This window comes from Pseudomonas sp. 3MAES_34.3B (assembly GCF_058145875.1).
Genome location: NZ_CM176960.1, coordinates 1,279,920 through 1,298,631, shown reverse-complemented (window position 1 = coordinate 1,298,631; position 18,712 = coordinate 1,279,920). Strand labels below are relative to the sequence as shown.

15 protein-coding genes are annotated in these 18,712 nt (G+C 55.5%); 9 read left to right on the top strand and 6 right to left on the bottom strand.

Features of this window, described 5'->3' with window-relative positions; genetic code table 11:
* Positions 1 to 7 precede the first annotated feature (7 nt).
* The 3 genes from AC3Z8Y_RS05845 to AC3Z8Y_RS05835 all read right to left on the bottom strand — a co-directional run bounded on the left by AC3Z8Y_RS05845 (position 8) and on the right by AC3Z8Y_RS05835 (position 2,519).
* Entirely contained in the window at positions 8 to 628 is a 621-nt protein-coding gene (locus tag AC3Z8Y_RS05845) for a hypothetical protein (RefSeq protein ID WP_490088836.1), read from the bottom strand.
* Between the two features lie 337 nt (positions 629 to 965).
* Positions 966 to 1,298 carry a hypothetical protein gene (locus AC3Z8Y_RS05840; RefSeq protein WP_490088835.1) on the bottom strand — a complete coding sequence of 111 codons (333 nt, stop codon included), beginning with the start codon at positions 1,296 to 1,298 and terminating at the stop codon, positions 966 to 968.
* A gap of 312 nt (positions 1,299 to 1,610) precedes the next feature.
* Positions 1,611 to 2,519, bottom strand: coding sequence for a site-specific integrase (locus AC3Z8Y_RS05835; protein WP_490088834.1), 909 nt, complete (start codon positions 2,517 to 2,519; stop codon positions 1,611 to 1,613).
* A gap of 1,184 nt (positions 2,520 to 3,703) precedes the next feature.
* Between AC3Z8Y_RS05835 and AC3Z8Y_RS05830 the strand changes: the two genes are divergently transcribed.
* The 5 genes from AC3Z8Y_RS05830 (at position 3,704) to AC3Z8Y_RS05810 (ending at position 12,227) form a co-directional block, all read left to right on the top strand.
* Positions 3,704 to 4,711, top strand: a complete 1,008-nt coding sequence (locus tag AC3Z8Y_RS05830) for a DNA-binding protein (protein ID WP_490088833.1) — start codon at positions 3,704 to 3,706, stop codon at positions 4,709 to 4,711.
* Between the two features lie 1,186 nt (positions 4,712 to 5,897).
* Positions 5,898 to 6,587 (top strand): hypothetical protein, encoded by a 690-nt coding sequence (locus tag AC3Z8Y_RS05825; RefSeq protein WP_490088832.1) that lies wholly within the window; start codon positions 5,898 to 5,900, stop codon positions 6,585 to 6,587.
* Positions 6,588 to 7,073: 486 nt separating this feature from the next.
* A complete protein-coding gene (locus AC3Z8Y_RS05820) occupies positions 7,074 to 8,999 on the top strand; it encodes a TnsB C-terminal domain-containing protein (protein WP_490088831.1) in 1,926 nt (641 codons plus the stop codon).
* Entirely contained in the window at positions 8,992 to 9,924 is a 933-nt protein-coding gene (locus AC3Z8Y_RS05815) for a TniB family NTP-binding protein (protein WP_490088830.1), read from the top strand. Before AC3Z8Y_RS05820 ends, AC3Z8Y_RS05815 begins: the two co-directional genes overlap by 8 nt.
* A 536-nt stretch (positions 9,925 to 10,460) precedes the next feature.
* Complete coding sequence (locus tag AC3Z8Y_RS05810) at positions 10,461 to 12,227, top strand: hypothetical protein (protein ID WP_490088829.1); 1,767 nt, start codon at positions 10,461 to 10,463, stop codon at positions 12,225 to 12,227.
* Between the two features lie 621 nt (positions 12,228 to 12,848).
* Here the strand turns inward: AC3Z8Y_RS05810 and AC3Z8Y_RS05805 are convergent.
* From AC3Z8Y_RS05805 to AC3Z8Y_RS05795, 3 genes are all read right to left on the bottom strand, one after another.
* Positions 12,849 to 13,052 carry a DUF1289 domain-containing protein gene (locus AC3Z8Y_RS05805; protein WP_490088828.1) on the bottom strand — a complete coding sequence of 68 codons (204 nt, stop codon included), beginning with the start codon at positions 13,050 to 13,052 and terminating at the stop codon, positions 12,849 to 12,851.
* Entirely contained in the window at positions 13,045 to 13,425 is a 381-nt protein-coding gene (locus AC3Z8Y_RS05800; RefSeq protein ID WP_490088827.1) for a hypothetical protein, read from the bottom strand. The genes AC3Z8Y_RS05805 and AC3Z8Y_RS05800 overlap by 8 nt, the downstream gene beginning before the upstream one ends.
* Positions 13,426 to 13,523: 98 nt before the next feature.
* Entirely contained in the window at positions 13,524 to 14,351 is an 828-nt protein-coding gene (locus AC3Z8Y_RS05795) for an outer membrane protein OmpK (protein WP_490088826.1), read from the bottom strand.
* A 628-nt stretch (positions 14,352 to 14,979) separates the two neighbouring features.
* Between AC3Z8Y_RS05795 and AC3Z8Y_RS05790 the strand changes: the two genes are divergently transcribed.
* The 4 genes from AC3Z8Y_RS05790 to AC3Z8Y_RS05775 all read left to right on the top strand — a co-directional run bounded on the left by AC3Z8Y_RS05790 (position 14,980) and on the right by AC3Z8Y_RS05775 (position 18,701).
* The gene (locus AC3Z8Y_RS05790; RefSeq protein WP_490088825.1) at positions 14,980 to 15,990 is read left to right on the top strand and encodes an ABC transporter substrate-binding protein; all 1,011 of its coding nucleotides are present in this window, start codon (positions 14,980 to 14,982) and stop codon (positions 15,988 to 15,990) included.
* Positions 15,991 to 16,008: 18 nt separating this feature from the next.
* Positions 16,009 to 17,034 (top strand): aromatic ring-hydroxylating dioxygenase subunit alpha, encoded by a 1,026-nt coding sequence (locus AC3Z8Y_RS05785; RefSeq protein ID WP_490088824.1) that lies wholly within the window; start codon positions 16,009 to 16,011, stop codon positions 17,032 to 17,034.
* Between the two features lie 16 nt (positions 17,035 to 17,050).
* The gene (locus AC3Z8Y_RS05780; protein ID WP_490088823.1) at positions 17,051 to 17,878 is read left to right on the top strand and encodes an ABC transporter ATP-binding protein; all 828 of its coding nucleotides are present in this window, start codon (positions 17,051 to 17,053) and stop codon (positions 17,876 to 17,878) included.
* A gap of 94 nt (positions 17,879 to 17,972) precedes the next feature.
* Positions 17,973 to 18,701 carry an ABC transporter permease gene (locus AC3Z8Y_RS05775; protein ID WP_490089946.1) on the top strand — a complete coding sequence of 243 codons (729 nt, stop codon included), beginning with the start codon at positions 17,973 to 17,975 and terminating at the stop codon, positions 18,699 to 18,701.
* The last annotated feature ends 11 nt before the right edge of the window (positions 18,702 to 18,712 follow it).

The following is an 18,712-nucleotide window of genomic DNA, read 5'->3' as shown; positions in this document are numbered from 1 at the left end:
TTCGTCGTCACCCTATCGGGCTAAATGAGGCCGCCGCCGCGCAATACCGCTCCCTGGCCGCGTCGTCACCCTTTCCCCTGCTCTGAGCCGCCCGGCACTGTTCCTTAAAGCACTGTTTGGTCCCCTTACGCCATTCCCGGTAATCGATCGAGTCCTGACGGTGGTTGCGACACACGCTTGAGGCATCGACGGCATTATCCACTACCTGCCAGGTCGCCAGGTAGCTGCCGTGGCCATTCCAACCAAGGATCACTTGGGCTTCTGCTCCGGTAACGTGTTCCCTACGGTCACTTACTGAGCGTTCCGCACGCTCAGCTCGGTAGTTTGCCAGATAGGCCGCCGGCACTAGGCCCTGACGCGGTTGCGCCTCCACGCGGTAAGGCGACACGTCGCCGAAGCGGCAGCGCCGTACCTCCTCATTGATCATGGTACCGCCCGACAAGCAGTCCGCCAGTGGCCGGGCCTTGGCGCGCGGCGCTGCCGAAGCGACCGCCGTCAGAGACGCGCTAACCGGGAGCGCGGGGCGAGCGACCGGTTGGGTGGGCAAGGCCAGCGGCGTGGGCTCCGAGACGTCAGATTGCCAATAAGCCTCGATGTTGGCCCAGGTCAGCCCGAGACCCGCTGCCAATGTCAGGCCTCCGATCAGCAGCGCCGGATTCAAGTGCGACCGTGACCGCCTACGGGGTGAGAGCGGCTCGAGCGCAGTCAGTGGTGACTCGAGCCGATCCCCTTCGAAAACTTCAGGGCGGTCCCGCCGTGGCATCACCCTCTCCTGTCTGTGGTTCTATGCTTATAGGCCGAGCCGACGCCGCGCCGCAGTGAGTCGCTAACGAGGCGATTGAGAAGATATCGACAATGCCGCTGCCAGGCGTCTATAAGGCAGTCGGTGTTGCACCTTTATCGGCCGGAGCGGTCTGGACGTGAGTGAAATACCCACTGGAGGCAGACTCCAAACGGTTCCATCTTCACTTGGGCATGACCGACACCTCCACGTACCGAAATTTCTTCCGCGCCGCCCTCACCGCTTCCTGCTCTGCCAGGAGGGTGCTCAGCGTGTCGGCCTCATGTACGAGTTCTTCCGTTTCGCCCTCAAAGACGTTACCGATCCTGAGCGTGACCCTGAGCCGTGGCGTAAACGCTTTCTCGACCTCCCGCTTCCTTGCCACGGCCGCAGGGGGCACTATGACTACGTCCGAGATAGCCTCCATGGGATCGGGGATGTGTACGTGCGTGGGCGCAGGCGCCTCCGCTGCGCCAAACAGGGCGCGGCGCATTTCTTCTTCAGTCAGGTCGGGCATGGCTGTCTCAATGTGTTAAATCTTCAGCGGGGCGCAGCGTCGGCGCACATGCAGCTGCGGATCATAGACCACTTGCTCCAGGTTCGGTTGAATGTTCCTTCAGCGAGCTGCTTCCTTATTTCGCCGATATCCAGCGTCACGCCGAACCCTCAGTTCACCTCTGCCCTTCCGCTTTTGCATCTAGTCCATTTAACCAAAGGGCGTAGCATGCAAGGTAAACCCTAAGCCGTTGACTGCAGGACTTTGCAAGCCAGCTTGCCTGACAACATCGCTCAGGCGCTGGTAAGCTTCTCTGTCCCGACCGCAAATAACCTAGCGCTTGAGTTCCCCAAAAGGGGCCGCGGCATCGACATAGCGCGATGCAGACTGAACGTCCCGCCATCCTACATACTCCATCAGGTCTCGCTGGCTCCATTGATTGCGGGTGGCCCAAGTTGCGAAGCCACGGCGCAGCGAGTGTGCCGAATATCCCCCCCCTTCAAGCCCACTGCGGGCAAACGCCATCCGTATCAGCCTGGACACGCTGTTAGGGTTCAACCCTGTCTTTCCCACATGCCCCCAGCGATCAATTGAGCGAAATGCGGGGCCTCGGTTAAGGCCTGAAGCGCGCAGCCACTCAGCATAAGCCTGCACGGGACACAGTCGCTTTAGCGCTGGAACCGCAACGTTGATGCCGCGGTTATCTCGATCCGTTTTTCCGCTGGCGAGGAACACCTCCAAGGCCTCATCTGGGATCAACGTGATGTGTTCAACCCGCAGTCGACACAGATCATCGGCTCTGAACGCTTTCCAGAATCCGAGCAACAGCAGGGACCGGTCCCGGGTCGCTCGCAGAGCGACTCCTGGCTCAGGCGATGACAGGACTTCATCGAGTCTGGCGATGCAGGCCCCCAAAGCGTCTAAGCGCAGCGCTTGCGCTTGCTTGGTCGGCCTTGGATGCTCCGCCTGAATACCCCGCAGAACGTCCCGCACCTTGGCGGACTTGGTAGGGTCCATGAACCCGTGCTGAATGTGCCATTGCGCGAGCCCTGCCAAATGCGCGCGCAAGGTGGGGATCGCAAGCTTTTCGGCATACGCGGCAAGGTACCGTGCCACCGTTTCGCTGGAAGCGGGCAATAGTCCAACCCAGACGGTTTCGAAGTGCTCTACCGCTTGTTGGTAGCGACGTTGCGTACTGGCTCGTCGTGCTGCCTTTAGGTAGCGATCCGTAGGCTCACTCACTTCCACGGCCTCCTTTCGTACCGCTTTTTGAGCTTTAATACGCTCAAAACGGTGATCGCGTTTGAGAATTCAGGATTCTCACACCTAAGAATGAACACCAATAAAGCGATCTTAAGGTGCGGGTACACGTGTAATTTCGTACCGGTCAAACGGTACGAAATAATCCGGTGTAACAGCTCGCGACGTGTTACAACTAAGGCTGCCGAGACGGCTCACATCGGGGCTACACGCCGCAGCAGCTTAGTCGCTCCCCCTCAGTGTAGGCCCGCCTAAACACGATCGGGGCTCTAGCGCGGCATCATCGATTGACCCTGATCAGCGGATAATGCGGAGCGGTTCGAGGCTCACGGACACCGTCAATCCAGCCAAGATCTTAAACCTGGCAACCACCTCCCAGCCGAACACGTGTATCTCGAGACGCTAGCTGCGAGATTTGCTGGCAATTTGCCTCCCCTGAACACGCTTGATAGCCCGCCTAATCACCTAGTCTTTTTCGTTTGTTCGCTAGTAATGTCAGCAACCCGCCGGCCATTGCTTGTTTAGTATCCCGGCGGGCCTTACGCTGGTGCGTAAGACCTTTCGTTTGTAGGAGAGGACCGCTGCTCGGGCCAAATTAAGCTGGACGTAATCAGCAAAACGATTTGTTTAGCGAAGCTCGCTAATATCTGGCTGCGTGCCCCCATGGCGCTTCCTCCACCCATGAGCGTGGCCGATAGCGATCCATCTATTACTAGAGGCCTCGTCTTAAATGGCCTGTCAATGGACACACTATCAAACGCCGCGAACGCGCTACATCTGCCGCTGCATCTTGGGGTTTACCCCTGCCAGGAGGATCGCAGCCGAAAATGGGCTCTGGATTCTCGCGATCCGCTGACGGGCTTTTGTGCGTACAACGACCCGTAACGCTTAGAGACCGAACCTCGCAATGTGTTGTTGTCGATAGGCATATCCGACTTGATCGTTCTTGGTGATTCAGCCCGACTTAGCTTGGCGACAGACGCTAAGATCAGTCATATCACCCCTATCGACGTCTGAATGCAGCCGCTCAGAGTCCAATGTAGAACGGACCGGCTCGCTTTAGGTGAGAGCGGACTTGGCGTTGTGCTTCTAACCAGCGATCATCGCCCAAGGCACCGCAGCCAGTTAGCCTCCATACTGTGTAAACACACCTTCGGATTGACGCCATGGCCCGCAGCGGAATCAACAAAGCTCTGGTGCAAACGGCGCGCGATGCACTTTTGGCCCGGGGCGAGGCGCCAAGCATCGACGCGGTCCGGGCTGAACTAGGCCACACGGGTTCGAAAACCACGATCAACCGCTATTTGCGCGAACTGGCGGCAGAAGAACCCCGACCGCCCGCTGTCAGCTTAAACGCAGAAGTGCAAACCTACATGGAAGGCCTAGTCCAGCGTCTGGCAGCTGATGCCCAAACGGCAGTGAGCGCCGACAGAGCTCGCCTTGAGCGACAAAGACAGGCTTACGACCACCAACGCCAGGTCGATAGCGCTCGTCATGAGGAGCTGAGGAAAACCCATGAATTGCTGCTGGAGGAACGTCGCGACGCTCGCGAGCGGGACCATATTTTGACTGCGCGTGTCGAACAACTTGAAGGAGAACGGCAGGGCTTGCTCGCCGCGGAACGTCATCTAAAAGATGCACTGCAGGATAGGGGAGAGCAGGTTCAGTCATTGGAAGAAAAATACCAGCAGGCACGCGACTCCTTAGCGCACTATCGTGAACAGGCACGCCAGCAGCGAGACAGCGATATACAGCGCCACGAAGCGCAGGTTCAGCAGCTTCAGCATGAACAGCGCCGGCTTCAGGAGCTGCTGCTGAACAAGCAGGAGGAACTTACCTTGCTATACCGGGACCTAGAGCGTCAGACCGCCAAGCACCAAGCGCAACGGCTTGCTCTAGAAAACGAACAAAGAATGGCCCGGCAATTGAACGCCAGTCACGTGCAGCTCAACACTGCATTCGACCAGATGCAACAGCGGGAGCAAAACCTGCAAATTGAAGCGACGAGCTTACGTGAACGTGCTCACCGTTATTTGCTGGATCGTCGCCAGGATCGAAGAAATCTCCGCGACCTCGCGCAACAGCTCAACCAAGTTCACCAATTGTTGGCCCGTCTGCCCAGCACAGTAATTGGAGTTCCACAAACGTCTAACGCTGAAAGTTCTGTTCCGTAGCTGCTCAGGTACGAGGGCTCAAGCCGCTAGGGATAACACAGGCGAATGCTTGGGATCGCTGACCAATCCTAATGAGAAAGCTCGCAGCTGAGGCCGTTCAAATGTAGGGGGCTATCTTGCCATTGCGCCTGCTTTCTGCACCATTTCTTTCGCAATGACAGAGGCAACCCAAAGCCCGTTTTTCCCAAAAAATGTAATGGGCCAACGTCCAACCCGTGCTGCACCTCATGGGGAAAATTCCAGATGAGTAGCGCTAGGTGCCGGTCATCCCCACTAAGCCAACCTCGCTGTTGCAGCAGCTGTAGTAACACTGCATTAGCCCCCCAGTGCGCGGTACCGAATTCTCTGCTGCGGCAAAGCACAGACTGAAGGCCAGGCATCGCAGGTCGGAGTAGGGCCATAAGCTCGGCGCGAATGTAAATAATCGGCCGTTGAAGACTGCTTAGGCCCAACAAAGCCGTGAAATTTTTATTCAGCCATAAACGATGAACTGCAAAGCGGGTCGCGTGCGTATTCAATAGCACCCAATGAACGGGCAGGCAGGGCCAATCGGCCCGGTCGAACAACAGCCGGCTCGATTTTCCACCATATCCGTCCAGCGGCTTAGAGCCAATCCGAATGCTATCAGCCAGCTCATCCCAGTCGTGCGCCCTCTTCGGATGACCCGTGACTTGCCACAGCGGATGTTCAAACAGGGACCGCAGATGCGGAAAGTGCTCAAATAACTGACTTTTGGTGGACGCTGAAGGCGCTGCACCGTCCCGCATACGTTTCCAAAGCGACAAGCTATCCTGCCAGGGTCGGACCCTTTGCCAGTATTTCGCCATGCTGTATGGAGTGTGAGGGCATTCCATGGATTGAGCCGTAGCGTGAAACAATGCAGCGCTGCGTAGAACGCACGCCTTCGTATCGACACTGAATGCGTACATTTCGTACTCCTCTGCTCCATCGGCCTGTTGTCCACATTGCGCGGAAATGTGACTGAAGAGAAAGTGCTCGAAAGCTGCACGATAGAGCCTTGCGCGGAAAATAGATAACCATCTTCAAAGCTAAATATCGACCTGTAGTATAAAACGTAATTACAGGCAATAATAAAACCTGTACACGACCCGTTCAATAATATTTACACCAAAGCTTCCGACCAAAAACCTTGAAATAGGAAATACCTATAGAGATGGAGGCGTAGATGTCTTTCATCAATCCGCTATTGCTACAAGATCGATTGGCGAAGATTGCCACCATTGAGCCATATCGAGTGCCTCAGCATGGTCGTTATGGTAGCCGGGTCACCATTTTTCCTTCGAAGAAAAACAATGCTCCGTTGATTTGTGAATCAATGCTAGAAGCAGCGTTTTGCTTGGAGCTGGAACGCAGGGCAGACGTTGCCTGCTACCGAATCCATCCATACACATTGACGTTTGCACATGCCAAGACTCGCTACACACCTGACTTTGAGGTGACTTTCTGCAGTGGTGTGCAACAACTGATTGAGGTCAAAAATGATCAGAGTTTTGAATGTCAAAAAACCAAAGCAAGGCTGTTGCGGATCCTCGAGTTGCTGGCGGAGCAAGATTGCCTACTCGAATGTCTACCGATGCACCATTTCTACAATGCAGCCCGCGCGGCAAACCTAAACTACTTATATAACCGTGGATACGACAGTAACGGACGGGCAGCCACAGCGCTTTGTCACCATATAGCTCAGCAGGAGAAACCAATCTTTCTAAAGCAAATAATGAATACTTCATTTGCTCCAGCAGATATAGCTCACGCATTATTCTACAAGACCATTGAATGCAACATGCGAAAACCCATTACAGACAACACAATAATTTGGCTTAGCCCACAAAAGACAGTTTTTCATTGTTCCACATAACGCAATGGGGCGCCCAATTTCGAAATCATCCATTGGCAACCCCCTACGCCCACAATTTGCTGAAAACGTTGAGCAAATTTTGTGAAATAGCGAGGATGTGAACGCGACCAGACTTAAGTCCGCCAAAGGCGTAGGCGAAAGTTCATAAATTGTTCTACCTGCCTAGCGAGGCACAATCATGTCGATAGTTAACGCTTTAACCATGCAGGTTGGCGAGAAATGGCGGCCTTATACCGGGGTCTATATAATAGATAATGGAAGTGAATTTGATAGAAAAAAAATGGGATCCATCATGGAGTCCCTAAGTTCGAAGATCGTTTACTGCGAAACGTATACTCCCAACCAGAAGTCCAGCGTCGAGCGCTGTTTCCAATATTTATCACACCCGCTTAGCCCATCAATTCACGTGGGCGCGACCAGACTTAAGTCGCCAAAGGCGTAAGGGCAAATTCGTAAGTTGACCTATCTGCCCAGCGAGGAACAATCATGCCGATAGTTAACGTTTTCACCATGCAGGTTGGCGAGCAATGGCGGCTTTACACTGACGTGTATCTGGTTATCGCAGTGGATGACAAACGGGTTCAATTGCGCAGTATGGCGAGGCGAACTCATATTACGATTCACACGTTGGACCGCCTACGTCAGGCTTTCGAGCGCGGCAACCTCTTCCGCATGCAGGATGCGCCATTGGAGCATAATGTACAGCGTATCGTCTCAGACCTACGCGACGACCAGCGACGCGAGTTAGACAAACGACTTCTGTATGTTCGCACGGCGGAAGATAAGCTGGGAGGGAGGCTGCCGCGCTCAGCGACCGTGTCATTAATCCGTAAAATCGCCGAACAAATCGGTGACCTTCATCCCCCCTGCTACGGCAGCATGTACGGCTGGATGAGAATCTATCGAGAAGCTGGAGGCAGCCCGCTGGCATTGATCCGTTCGCCCCTCCAACGCCGGCGGCGACTCCTTGACCGTCAGCCTGCAGTAGTGGCTGACGTCATTGATTATTGGGTTCGGGAATTGTACTTCATTGAGCTACCGCACAGCATTGTCGAAATCACCGATGTGATCCAATGCAGTCTCGAGGACCTCAACAGCAAACGGCCCATTACCGACCAACTGAATGTTCCTAGCAATTCGACCATCTGGCGCATTATTCAGCAATACGACACCTATGAAAAAGATGTAGCACAATTGGGGCGACAGCGCGCCCTCAAAAAACAGAAATTCAGCAAGAGAAGCCAGCAACCTATGCAGTTACTGGAACGGGTTGAATGTGACACCCAGGTGATTGACGTCATGGCCGTCAATGACCGAGGGACCGTTATAGGACGTGCTTGGCTCACGGTACTGATAGATGTCCGTTCGCGCATGATTATCGGCTGGGACATTTCCATCAATCCTCCCTGCATTGAAAAGACGCTGCGGGCACTGAAAAACTCGCTCAGCTCCGACGGCCCGACTACCGGACTCGCGTCTACCTACGTGATGGATAATGGTAGTGAATTTGCTGGCAAAAAAATCGGCTACATCATGCATTTGCTAGGCTCGAAGGTCGTTTACTGCGAACCGTATACCCCCGACCAGAAACCCTTCGTCGAGCGCTGGTTCAAAACTCATAACACCCGCTTTGCCCATCAACTCAGCGGTACGACCTTCTCGGATCCCGACGAAAGGGGAGACTACAACTCAGAAAAAAATGCCACGTATACCATTGCTGAACTCAAAGAGAGTTTCGGGAAATTCCTCGATACCTATCACCAAGACTTCCATCGATCACTCAACGACTCACCACTGAATACCTGGAACAAACTTCTTGATCCTAATTTTCCGCCCAAGCGGTACAGTACAGAGGATATTCAGCGCTTGTTCTGGAGCAAAATAACGGCGCTACCATGCAACGGCCGGATTGGATTCTCTAACCTTCAATGGACAGGGCCGGCCGTACCAGCGCTGGCTACACGTGCCCCCAAGAAAGTCAAACTCACATTGTTCTATGACATCAGTGACTTGGGCACCGTCTGGATTTGCCATCCAGACCGGCCTGAAGACCTTTTCCCACTTGAAGCCGTCGACCCGGATTATCAAAACGGATTGACGATGCAGTTGCACCGACTGGTGGTCAAGCAACTCCGCAGTGAAAGGGAAAAGTTCGATTTCAAGTCGGCGCGCGAACGCCGTGTCAAATATATCCTCGCGCTGCGCGATGACAAAGGCAAAGCCGCACAAAAGCGCTTGGCACGCTTAGCTGAGAATCAGAAATCGTGCGCTGAGGGACCTGTCGAAATTTCTCCCACTCTCTCTGTTCAAGATCAGTCCCAGCCGCCACGTCACGCTCCACTTCCACCTATTACGCTGCTTGAAGGCATCCTGCTCACCCCTATTTCAACAGTACAGGTGCGCCATGAATAACTTTGACACACAATGGCTTCGCGACTTCTCGCAACAGTTAGTCTTGTTTCCCTCGTATCTACATGCCTACACCATGTTGCAAAAAAGTGTAGAGACCGCTCGACAACGAGGTGTTCCTACGTCCGCCATGGTAGTAGGGCCATCAGGCAGTGGGAAATCGACACTACTTAAACTGTTCAGGGATTCGTTTGGAGCTCCCTATGAAATGATCGACGCAAGGGGCATCACTACCGTTCGGCCAGCTTTTTATTGTAGCGTGCCATCGCCCGTAACCGTTAAATCCTTTGCAAAGACGCTGGTTCGCGAATTGGGTTGTGCTGACACAGGAGGCGATACTGTGGAGTTGAGCTATCGTGCCATGGCACTGCTCAAGACCTGCAGAGTGGCAGTATGTGAATTGGATGAATTTCATCACTTGGCTAGGCCTGAAGCAGACAAAGCACGAGGTACCGTCATCGATTGGCTCATCACTATGATGAACGAGACCATGACCCCCTTTGTAATCGCGGGCACACCTGAATGTAAGTTTCTGTTGAACCAGCGCCCTGCCCTCGCTCGACGTTTCCCTTTCCTGATTGAGCTGCAATATCCCAATTTCAGCGAGGATCGCGCCTCGGATTATATGGTCTTGCTCAGCAGCCTCGATGATCAAATTTATACTCGCGGATTGCTCCGCCCGGGAGCCCATCTCACTGATTCTGACATAGCCGTCCGCTTGTATGTCGCTACCTCAGGGAGCTTAGAGTACATCAGGATTATTATTCACATCGCGATTCAAAATATGCTTGCCAAAAAGCGAATTACGTTGGAGTTCAATGATTTCAGTCAAGCCAGTCGTTTAATCGACCTTAAGCTCCGCATGAGCTCGGACCCGTTTGACCTGAGCTTGGCATCTGCCTATGATAAAATATGCCGCAAACAATGAAATCGCTTCACTTCATACCATTACCTCAGGCATGCGAAAGCCCCCGAAGCATCATTCGTCGGCTTGCAGTCATGAATGGTTACAGTACCGTCTCTAAATTTACGGGACGTTTTTTTGGTTATGGAATTTCAGCACGTGGAAGTTCGCTCATCCAAGGCAACCGATACGAATTGTTAATGCTTTCACAGGTGAGCTCGATTCTACAAGACCGTATCCGTAGAGGATTCTACCCCTTAGCAGACCCGGATAAACCTAGGGGTGCATTTCTATTGGGAAAGGTGAAGCTCGGCAAACGGCTACTATGTACTCGATATTTCCCAGCATGTAGCGAGTGCTATGTTTCTGACCATATTCACTATATAACCGACTTTTGCTTATGCAAGCATTGCCCACTACATTTTCGTAAGTTGCTCTTCACTTGTCCAAGCTGCAATCGCCCTTTTCAACTAAGACATCACGGTCAACAAAAGTGTAGCTGCAATACTGATTGGGAATCTCCCGTATGCACAGAAGACGAATGCCTTCCGGAAAAACGTTTGCTTGAGATACTAGAGCACCAAGACCAGAAAAAACTTGACACACTTCTCTCAGCGATCAGTACATTTGGCATCGCAGGGAATAAAATTCAAGAGACAAGCCATATGATATTCGATGCCGCCTCATCTATCGCGTTTAATGACATCTCAAGACTGGAGAAAATTCTCGGTACCATCTGGAGTTCACTTGACCTCACGCAAGCCGAAATCCTGACGGTTAAATTCAGAAGGTACTATCCCAAGCTTGCTTACCTTATTGAGGCGCTACCCAAAAAATGCCTAGCCGATTGCAACGAATATCCGCCACGGCCTCTCCGCTCCAACGGATTGAGGGCCTTGCTAGGAGTTTCCACAAGGATATGGGATCGGTATCTTGCGACTCATCCAGAGGATAAAAAACACAACTATGATGGACAGGATGTCATACGCTTAAATAAAGCAATTAAAGAATTCAAATCGAAATCCAGCGAACTTAGAAGAAAACTTGAAGTCAATGTTATTTCAACTTGTTACTCATTGAACGAAACCTCCAAACTGCTCGGCTTATCCCTCGTAGAATGCAAAATCTTATCCGACCAAAATATACTGAAGCCCATCACTAGTATCCGGACACGTCCCTACTATCGAAAAGAGGACGTCCTATCCATCCACGACTCATTCGTACCCATGCGAAAGCTGGCATCTTGCTTGGGAAAAAGCTCTATAGAAATGATGGCTGCACTCAACCGCTGCGGCGTGGTCAAGCCGATAGTTAACCGCTCTGGCTACCCATTCCTCATACGCACCGAGGACATACCTAGGATATCCAGCTCAATCCATACCATCCCCAAAAAATCAAACTCATTAAAGGAGCATAGGAAGCTCCGTCGCTGTAATACCACAGATCTAAAAACCTGCTCCCTAGACCAAGCCGCTGCGATCCTCAAAACGCACAGAAATACAGTTATCTATTATCGCGATATCGGTTTGATTCGATGCTCAACCCAAGACACCCGACTGTTCGTATTGAACGACGTCGGAAATTTCTACAGCCATTTCACCACGCCGCGAATTCTATGCAAAGAATTGAATTTACCTAAGAACAAATTAAGCGGTATACTTGAAACCCATAATATACGCGCCGTTTCCGGAAAATTTGTCAACGGTCATTCGATAACGGTATATGACCGAAGTACTTTCCCCATTGATCTGCAGGCACAGCTGAACCCAACACAAGATCCATTCGGCATTTACCTCTCTCGCGGCCAAGTTGTGAGTTTGAGAGATGCCGCACGATTACTGGAAATCAAGTACAGTGAGATGTGGCGTCTGGCCAAGGACAAAATCCGGCCTGCCCGGTCGCTGCAGTATAAGTCATATTTGACAGTCTCTCACGGCGAGATTGATTCTGTACGGAAACTCCTAGACAGCCTAACCCCTTTATCCCAAATCCTCCAGACCTACAAGATTACACATCAAGCATTTTCCAGGCGCTTCATCGCGGGGGGGTTCGTTTCCCCATTGAAATTTAATGACCAAGAACTTCTCACGCAATACGATGTAGGCAAACTTAGTCTATTCAACAAGCGATACTGCACTTTGGAAGACGCATCCAAGATACTTGGGTTTTCCAGTGGCTATATCAGCAACCTAGTGAAACACAAAAAAATTGCAACTCACTGGATTCCCGATTATTTCTACAAACACCCACTTCTGAAGAGAAAAGATGTTCAAACCATGCTAAATCTGAAAAAGCTGAAGTCTAAGCCACATCAAAATAAGCTCTGAGCCCGGCGAATAAAGCGAGTTCAAACGGGCCATTTGCACAATACTTATTTTGCTTTGCTTCTAACGGACAGCGGCCTCCTATATACCATCGCCTCAGCTGTAGTAGTCATGGCCTCCCGTAGATAACACACTCGAAACTGCATGAGCGGCGCCCTGAGCTGGCCGGTATTTACCTGCATCTGCAAAAACGCTGGGGTAGCAGGAGCGATCGATCCCTCTCCACCGATAGATTCCGCTTCGGCAGACCACTCCTATACGGCACCTTCCACAGTGGCCATGCCACCCTTGAGCAATCACGTTGGTGCCGTCAGCATTTGAGTGTTGACTGGCGCTTTGTTGAGCACAAAATGAATACATAACCCAGTTTTTCAAATTTCTAGAAAAATTAGTTCATGCCCTATGAAATGATTCAGTCAGCCGACGCTCTGGGGCATCGTTTCGTTTCAAGGCACCGTGAAAACTCACGGTTGAGGTTGGTTTTGCCGATTTGGCCGAACGCGGATTAGCTCAAACCCCAACCGCCTGAAATACTGAAGCCGCCTCAGCCCGAGGCGGCTTTTTTTTGCACCAAGGCTTCCAGTTGGCTAGTGCTTCGTATGCACCGGCCAGCCAGCGATAGCTTCATTTACCCGCTGGCGAATCCTTGTTTTTCTTTTTGAGGATCGCCTTCATGCGCGCGGACGCCTTTTGCACGGCCGCCATTTTTTCCGGCCGTTTCATGCTGCGCCATTTGCGGATCTCCTCTCGGGTGCGGCCGCAGCTCACGCACATTTCGCTGTTGAGCTGACACAGCGATACGCAAGGGTTTTCGATGTCCTTAGCCATGCTTGTCACCAGAACGCGCCCGGGCATTCAGGCGCGCGGCCCAGTCACCTCGATGCTGGGTTGCACAGCGCTCCTCGGAGTCGAGCGCAACACTCAATGTGATATCCGAACGGGCAATACCCGCCTGCCCGATTGCTGCCATGGTGAGGTTTTGAATCATCGCATTGGTGCCGCCAACACTTGCGGCCAGCCTGTTCGCGTCGCTATCGAATATCCACGTCACCACCAGCCTATAAGGTAAGCGGCTGTAATCCGCCTGATGGGTAAGCCATTCAAAACCGCCGATTTCACTCTTGGCCTGTTCGCAGGCCCAGGTCAGCTCTCGCGTCAGCTCGCGGTCGATGCGCGAGTGATTTCGACTCAGTGAGCCCATTCGCCCTCTCCGTACGTGATTGGTACAACTGTGATGCGCCCGGGGGGTGAAGAGCCACTTGCCAGCTCTTCACCTGCCCATTCGGGCATGCCCTCTCGCTAGAAGTGCGCCTTCACCAACAGGCTCGCGGTGTTCTGGTCGGTGGGAAACCCATGGCTGTCCTCGATACCGTATTTATCTGACCAGTAGTCATACTCGATCCCCACATAAAGCTGCCGCGGCCCCACCTTCAGTGCCTTGCCCAGGTCGTACTTGAGTTGGGGGTTGAAGTGAAAGCTGCTGGCGACGTAATTGGACGAGCCCTTATTGCCCACGTCATTGACGTACCACTCGGCGTAGCCGTCAAAGCGGATGTCCGAGGCGCCGAATGGGAAAGTCATCGACCATACCGGGTTGATTTGCCACTGCCCGGACGCCTTGCCGGAAATACCGTCTGGCCGGCGGTAGTAGGTATTGAGCTGCACCCAGTCAAACCCGGGGATCTTCAGATCGAAGCCTGGGCCCAGCAGGTATCGTCGGCTGGTGCCTTCGCCGCGCTCGTAGGTGGCGGCAACCAACACATCGGTGATCGGCCCCCACGCCATGCTGTGCCCACTGACCTTGCCCAACGACAGCCGCGGGGAAAATTCCCCGTAATAGCTGTGGCCGGCATTGCCGTGCAGGCCGGCGGACCACTTGTTGTCCACGAACAGGAACATGTCGCCCCACCGCCAGCCGCTGGCGTGCTCGAAGGTGATGGTGTTCTCGATGTCGTTGCCGGTGCCGTCCACCTTGTAGTTATGGCCGTACAGGTAGCTGAGGCTGTTGTCCTGCCAGATTAACGGGCTGGCCTGGCTGGCCTCGCTGAACAAGGCAAACGCCAGCAGTGGCAGCGACAGGCGAAGGGAGGCGGAGCGCGAAGCGGGCGCAGCGAAGGTACAGGTCATGGATGATCCCTCAAGCAACGGTGCCGGCCGCCTTCATAAGCGGCCAACGGGCATCGGCAAGGGGATACCTGGGCAAATAGAAGCAGCTCCCTGGCCTACCGCGCCAGGCACCCTTGCCGGGTGTGCGGCACAGGCCGCAGAGCAATGTCCCGTGGTGGGCTGATCGAATACCGAGCCCCACTGACCGCTTCTACTCAAGCGGTGCTATAGCAGCCAGCGTGCCAACCGGGCGAAGCAGGCCTGGAGACGATCCTGGGCGAAGATCGGTACAGCGGCGCAGCCCTTCCCGCGCACCATTCTCTACCGCTCGGATGAAACACTCGCACCATTGCTGCCCATATACCCTGCCATGTAGAGGAGATAACCCCGCACCTGTTGGGTTTGGCGATGTGGCACGCTTTTGGCTAAAACCCCTTTGAGTAGAAGCGGTCAGCGTGGGGCTTACCCACGCAGGGCATTGCTCTTGCGGCGCATGGCGCCGTACATCCGGTGTGGATGCTTGAACGTGGCCAGCCCTGGCCATGGCAAGAGAGACGATAGCCCCAGGCACCGCTGTGCCCTGCTCCACTCTCCTTGCCTTCGTTCTGCTCCTGCCGGCCACTCGGAAAGGGATGCGGAGACGATGGCCATGAATAAACGGTTTGCTGCCTTCAACCTGCTGGGCGCCGGCGTGCTTGCCGGGTTCACGGGGCCGCTGGCGTATGCCGGTGAAAAAGTGACGCTGTTGACGTCCTGGTACGCGCAGGCCGAACATGGTGGCTTCTACCAGGCGCTGGCCGAAGGGCTTTACGCCAAGGAAGGCCTGGAGGTGACCATCCGCATGGGTGGGCCGCAGGTCAACGGCATGCAACTGCTGGTGAGCGGCCAGGCGGATTTCATCCTCAACTATGACCTTCAGGTGCTCAAAAGCGTTGAGCAAGGCCTGCCGGTGGTGGCAGTGGCGGCCGCATTCCAAGGCGACCCTCAAGGCTTGCTCACCCACGAGAACGTCGATGGCTTGAAGTCGCTCAAGGGCAAAAGCGTGCTGGTGTCCACCTCGGGGCAGCAAACCTGGTGGCCATGGCTCAAGCAGAAATACGGCCTGGATGAGGCGCAGGCGCGGCCCTACACCTTCAACCTGCAACCCTTTTTGGCCAACCCCGACGCCACGCAACAAGCTTATGCCAGCTCGGAGCTGTTCCAGGCGATCAAGGCCGGCCAGAAGCCCAACTTCTACCTCTTCGCCGACGACGGCTACCCACCGTACGGCTCCACGGTGGTTACCCGCCGGGACGTTATCGAGCAGCACCCTGAGCGGGTCGCAGGCTTTGTGCGCGCCAGCATGGAGGGCTGGAAGCACTACCTGAACGACCCCACCCGCGGCAACGCGCTGATCCAGCAAGACAACCCCAACATGAGCAATGAGCTATTGGCCTGGGGCGTAACCACCTTGCGCAAATACCGCCTGGTGACCGGCGGCGACGCTGCCACCCAAGGCATTGGCGTGATGACCGACGCCCGCTGGCAGGCCACCCGCGACTTCATGGTGCAAGCCGGGCTGCTCGGCGCCGCAGCGCCGTGGCAAAGCGCCTACAGCACGCAATTCGTGAAAGCCCTGAACGTGCTGCCCGACGCCGCCGACCTTGCCGCTAGCCACTGATTTTTCTGGAGTACACCCATGCTGGTAACCCAACAACCTGTATTGCGCCGTTTCTGGTACGCACTGCTACCCATGACTGCCCTGGACAACGGCCCGCAGCCGTTTACCCTACTCGGCGAACCCTTGGTGCTGTGGAAGCGCCCCACTGGCGAGCCAGTGGCCATGCGCGACCGCTGCTGCCACCGCACCGCGAAACTCTCCAAAGGCTTTGTGAGCGAGGACGGCAACATCGCCTGCGGCTACCACGGCTGGGAATACGATTGCAGCGGCACGTGCGTGAAAATCCCACAAAACCCGAGCGGCGCCATCCCCCGCGGGGCCAGCGTGAAGGCGTTCCATTGCCAGGAAAAATACGGCTACGCCTGGGTGGCCCTGGACGACCCGTTACGTGACATCCCGGATTTCCCTGAAGACGGCGCACCCGGCTACCGGCGGATTTTCCAGTTCTATGAACAATGGAACACCAGCCCATTGAGGGTGATGGAGAACTCGTTCGACAACTCGCACTTCTCCTTCGTGCACAAAGCTAACTTCGGCCTGTTCGATCAGCCGGAACCTGCCACCTACGAATTCCGCGAAACCGACTACGGCTTCGAGGCCGAAACCCTGGTGCCCATTCGTAACCCGGAAGCGAGCTATCGCATCACCGGCAGCCAGCAGCCCATCACCCGCCGCCATCTGGTCAACCGCTATTACTTGCCGTTCTCCCGCCGCTTCGGCTGCATGTACCCAGACAGCGGCATCCATCACATCATCTACAACTGCGCCACGCCCATCGACGACGGCCGCCTGATGCTAGTGCAGTGGCTGTACCGAAATGACAGCGAAGAACAGTGCGGCACCCAGGAACTGATCGACTGGGACGCGGCCATCACCGCCGAAGACCGCGACATCCTCGAAGCCACGGACTACGACGCCTGTGTCGATACCCGCCGCCAGGTGGAGATGCACATGCCGTCCGACAAACCCGGCCTGATGATCCGCCGGCAACTGTTGGGCCTGCTCGAGGCCCACGGCGAACATGAAGTGTTCCTGCGTTCCTGACCCCGGGGTGCCCCTTATGATGCTGCACAGCCTTGCGATGCCTGCCGCGCCCGTGCCTGACCAGCCCGGCCCGAACACGCCGTTGTTCGCCAACCAGGTCGAGAAAACCTACCCCAACGGCACCCAGGCGCTGCAACGGGTGAAGTTGCTGATCCAGCAAGGGGAGTTTGTGTCGCTGCTGGGCCCCTCCGGCTGCGGCAAAAGCACCTTGCTGAAGATGTTCGCCGGGCTTGAACAGCCGTCTGCCGGGCACGTGCGTTGGTGGGGCAAGGCCGCGCCGGGCGACGGCGAGGCCGGTCAGAGCCTGGGCATGGTGTTCCAGGAAGCGACGCTGATGCCCTGGGCGCGGGTGCGCGATAACGTGCGCCTGCCGCTGGACCTCGCCGGCGTACCGCGCGCCGAGAGCGAGCCCAAGGTGGCCGCCGCGCTGGAGCTGGTGGGCCTTGGCCGGTTCGGCGCGGCCTACCCCCGCGAGCTGTCCGGCGGCATGCAGATGCGTGCTTCCATCGCCCGCGCGCTGGCTACCACGCCGAACCTGCTGCTGATGGACGAGCCCTTCGGCGCCCTCGACGAATTCACCCGCAACAAGCTCGACAGTGACTTGCGCGACCTTTATGCCCGGCAAGACCTCACCGTGGTGTTCGTCACGCACAGCATTTATGAGGCTGTGTTCCTGTCCTCCCGGGTGCTGGTGATGGGCGCGCGGCCAGGGCGGGTGATCGCCGATGTGCCCATCGACGGGCCCACGCTGCGTGACGAGGCCTTTCGCGCTTCGCCTGGATTTATCGCGCAATGCGCGCACCTTTCGCGGCTGCTGGTTGAAGCCAACCATGGCCATCACTGATCTCGCCAGGAGGCTTTCCATGTCTACATCCCCTACCCCCTGGCTTGCGCGGCCACGCCTGCTGGGCGTCGTTTCGCCCATGATCGTGGGCGCCCTGTTGCTCGGCGTGTGGCAACTCGTCTGCATCGCCTGGCATGTTCCGGTGTATCTGGTGCCCGCGCCGCTGGATATCCTGCGCACGCTGATCACCGATGGGCCCATGCTGGCGGGCGCGCTATGGGTCACGGTGAAAATCACCTGCCTGGCCTTTGCGCTGGCGGTGCTCATCGGCACCCTGGCGGCCTTTGTGTTCGTGCAAAGCCGGCTGATCGAAGCCAGCCTGTTTCCCTATGCAATCCTGCTGCAGGTAACCCCCGTGGTCGCCATCGCGCCGCTGATCATCATCTGGTGCAGCAACACCACGTTGGCGCTGGTGATCTGCGCCACCCTGGTGGCGATCTTCCCGGTAATCGCCAATACCGTACTGGGGCTGCGCAGCGTCAGCCCGGGCCTGCTCAACCTGTTCCGGCTCAACGGCGCCAGCCGCTGGCAAACCCTGCTGCGGCTGCGCATTCCCAGTGCCCTGCCGTGCTTTTTTGCCGGTTTACGTATTGCCAGCGGGCTGGCGCTGATCGGCGCGGTGGTGGCCGAGTTCGTTGCGGGCACCGGCGGCACGGGCGCGGGGCTGGCTTACCAGATCTTGCAAGCAGGTTTTCAACTCAACATCCCCCGGTTGTTCGCCGCCCTGGTGCTGATTGCGCTGACCGGCGTTGCACTGTTCAGCCTGATGGCGCTGCTGGCAAGGCTCAGCCTGCGGCACTGGCACGAGAGTGAATTGCAATGAGAGGCGCGACC

What these genes read in the sequence shown, in the direction of transcription:
- AC3Z8Y_RS05825 (WP_490088832.1), top strand. Translation starts at nt 5,898, where the DNA reads ATGTCTTTCATCAATCCGCTATTGCTACAAGATCGATTGGCGAAGATT.
- AC3Z8Y_RS05780 (WP_490088823.1), top strand. Translation starts at nt 17,051, where the DNA reads ATGATGCTGCACAGCCTTGCGATGCCTGCCGCGCCCGTGCCTGACCAG.
- AC3Z8Y_RS05805 (WP_490088828.1), bottom strand. Translation starts at nt 13,052, where the DNA reads ATGGCTAAGGACATCGAAAACCCTTGCGTATCGCTGTGTCAGCTCAAC.
- AC3Z8Y_RS05815 (WP_490088830.1), top strand. Translation starts at nt 8,992, where the DNA reads ATGAATAACTTTGACACACAATGGCTTCGCGACTTCTCGCAACAGTTA.
- AC3Z8Y_RS05800 (WP_490088827.1), bottom strand. Translation starts at nt 13,425, where the DNA reads ATGGGCTCACTGAGTCGAAATCACTCGCGCATCGACCGCGAGCTGACG.
- AC3Z8Y_RS05820 (WP_490088831.1), top strand. Translation starts at nt 7,074, where the DNA reads ATGCCGATAGTTAACGTTTTCACCATGCAGGTTGGCGAGCAATGGCGG.
- AC3Z8Y_RS05785 (WP_490088824.1), top strand. Translation starts at nt 16,009, where the DNA reads ATGCTGGTAACCCAACAACCTGTATTGCGCCGTTTCTGGTACGCACTG.
- AC3Z8Y_RS05830 (WP_490088833.1), top strand. Translation starts at nt 3,704, where the DNA reads ATGGCCCGCAGCGGAATCAACAAAGCTCTGGTGCAAACGGCGCGCGAT.
- AC3Z8Y_RS05790 (WP_490088825.1), top strand. Translation starts at nt 14,980, where the DNA reads ATGAATAAACGGTTTGCTGCCTTCAACCTGCTGGGCGCCGGCGTGCTT.
- AC3Z8Y_RS05795 (WP_490088826.1), bottom strand. Translation starts at nt 14,351, where the DNA reads ATGACCTGTACCTTCGCTGCGCCCGCTTCGCGCTCCGCCTCCCTTCGC.
- AC3Z8Y_RS05840 (WP_490088835.1), bottom strand. Translation starts at nt 1,298, where the DNA reads ATGCCCGACCTGACTGAAGAAGAAATGCGCCGCGCCCTGTTTGGCGCA.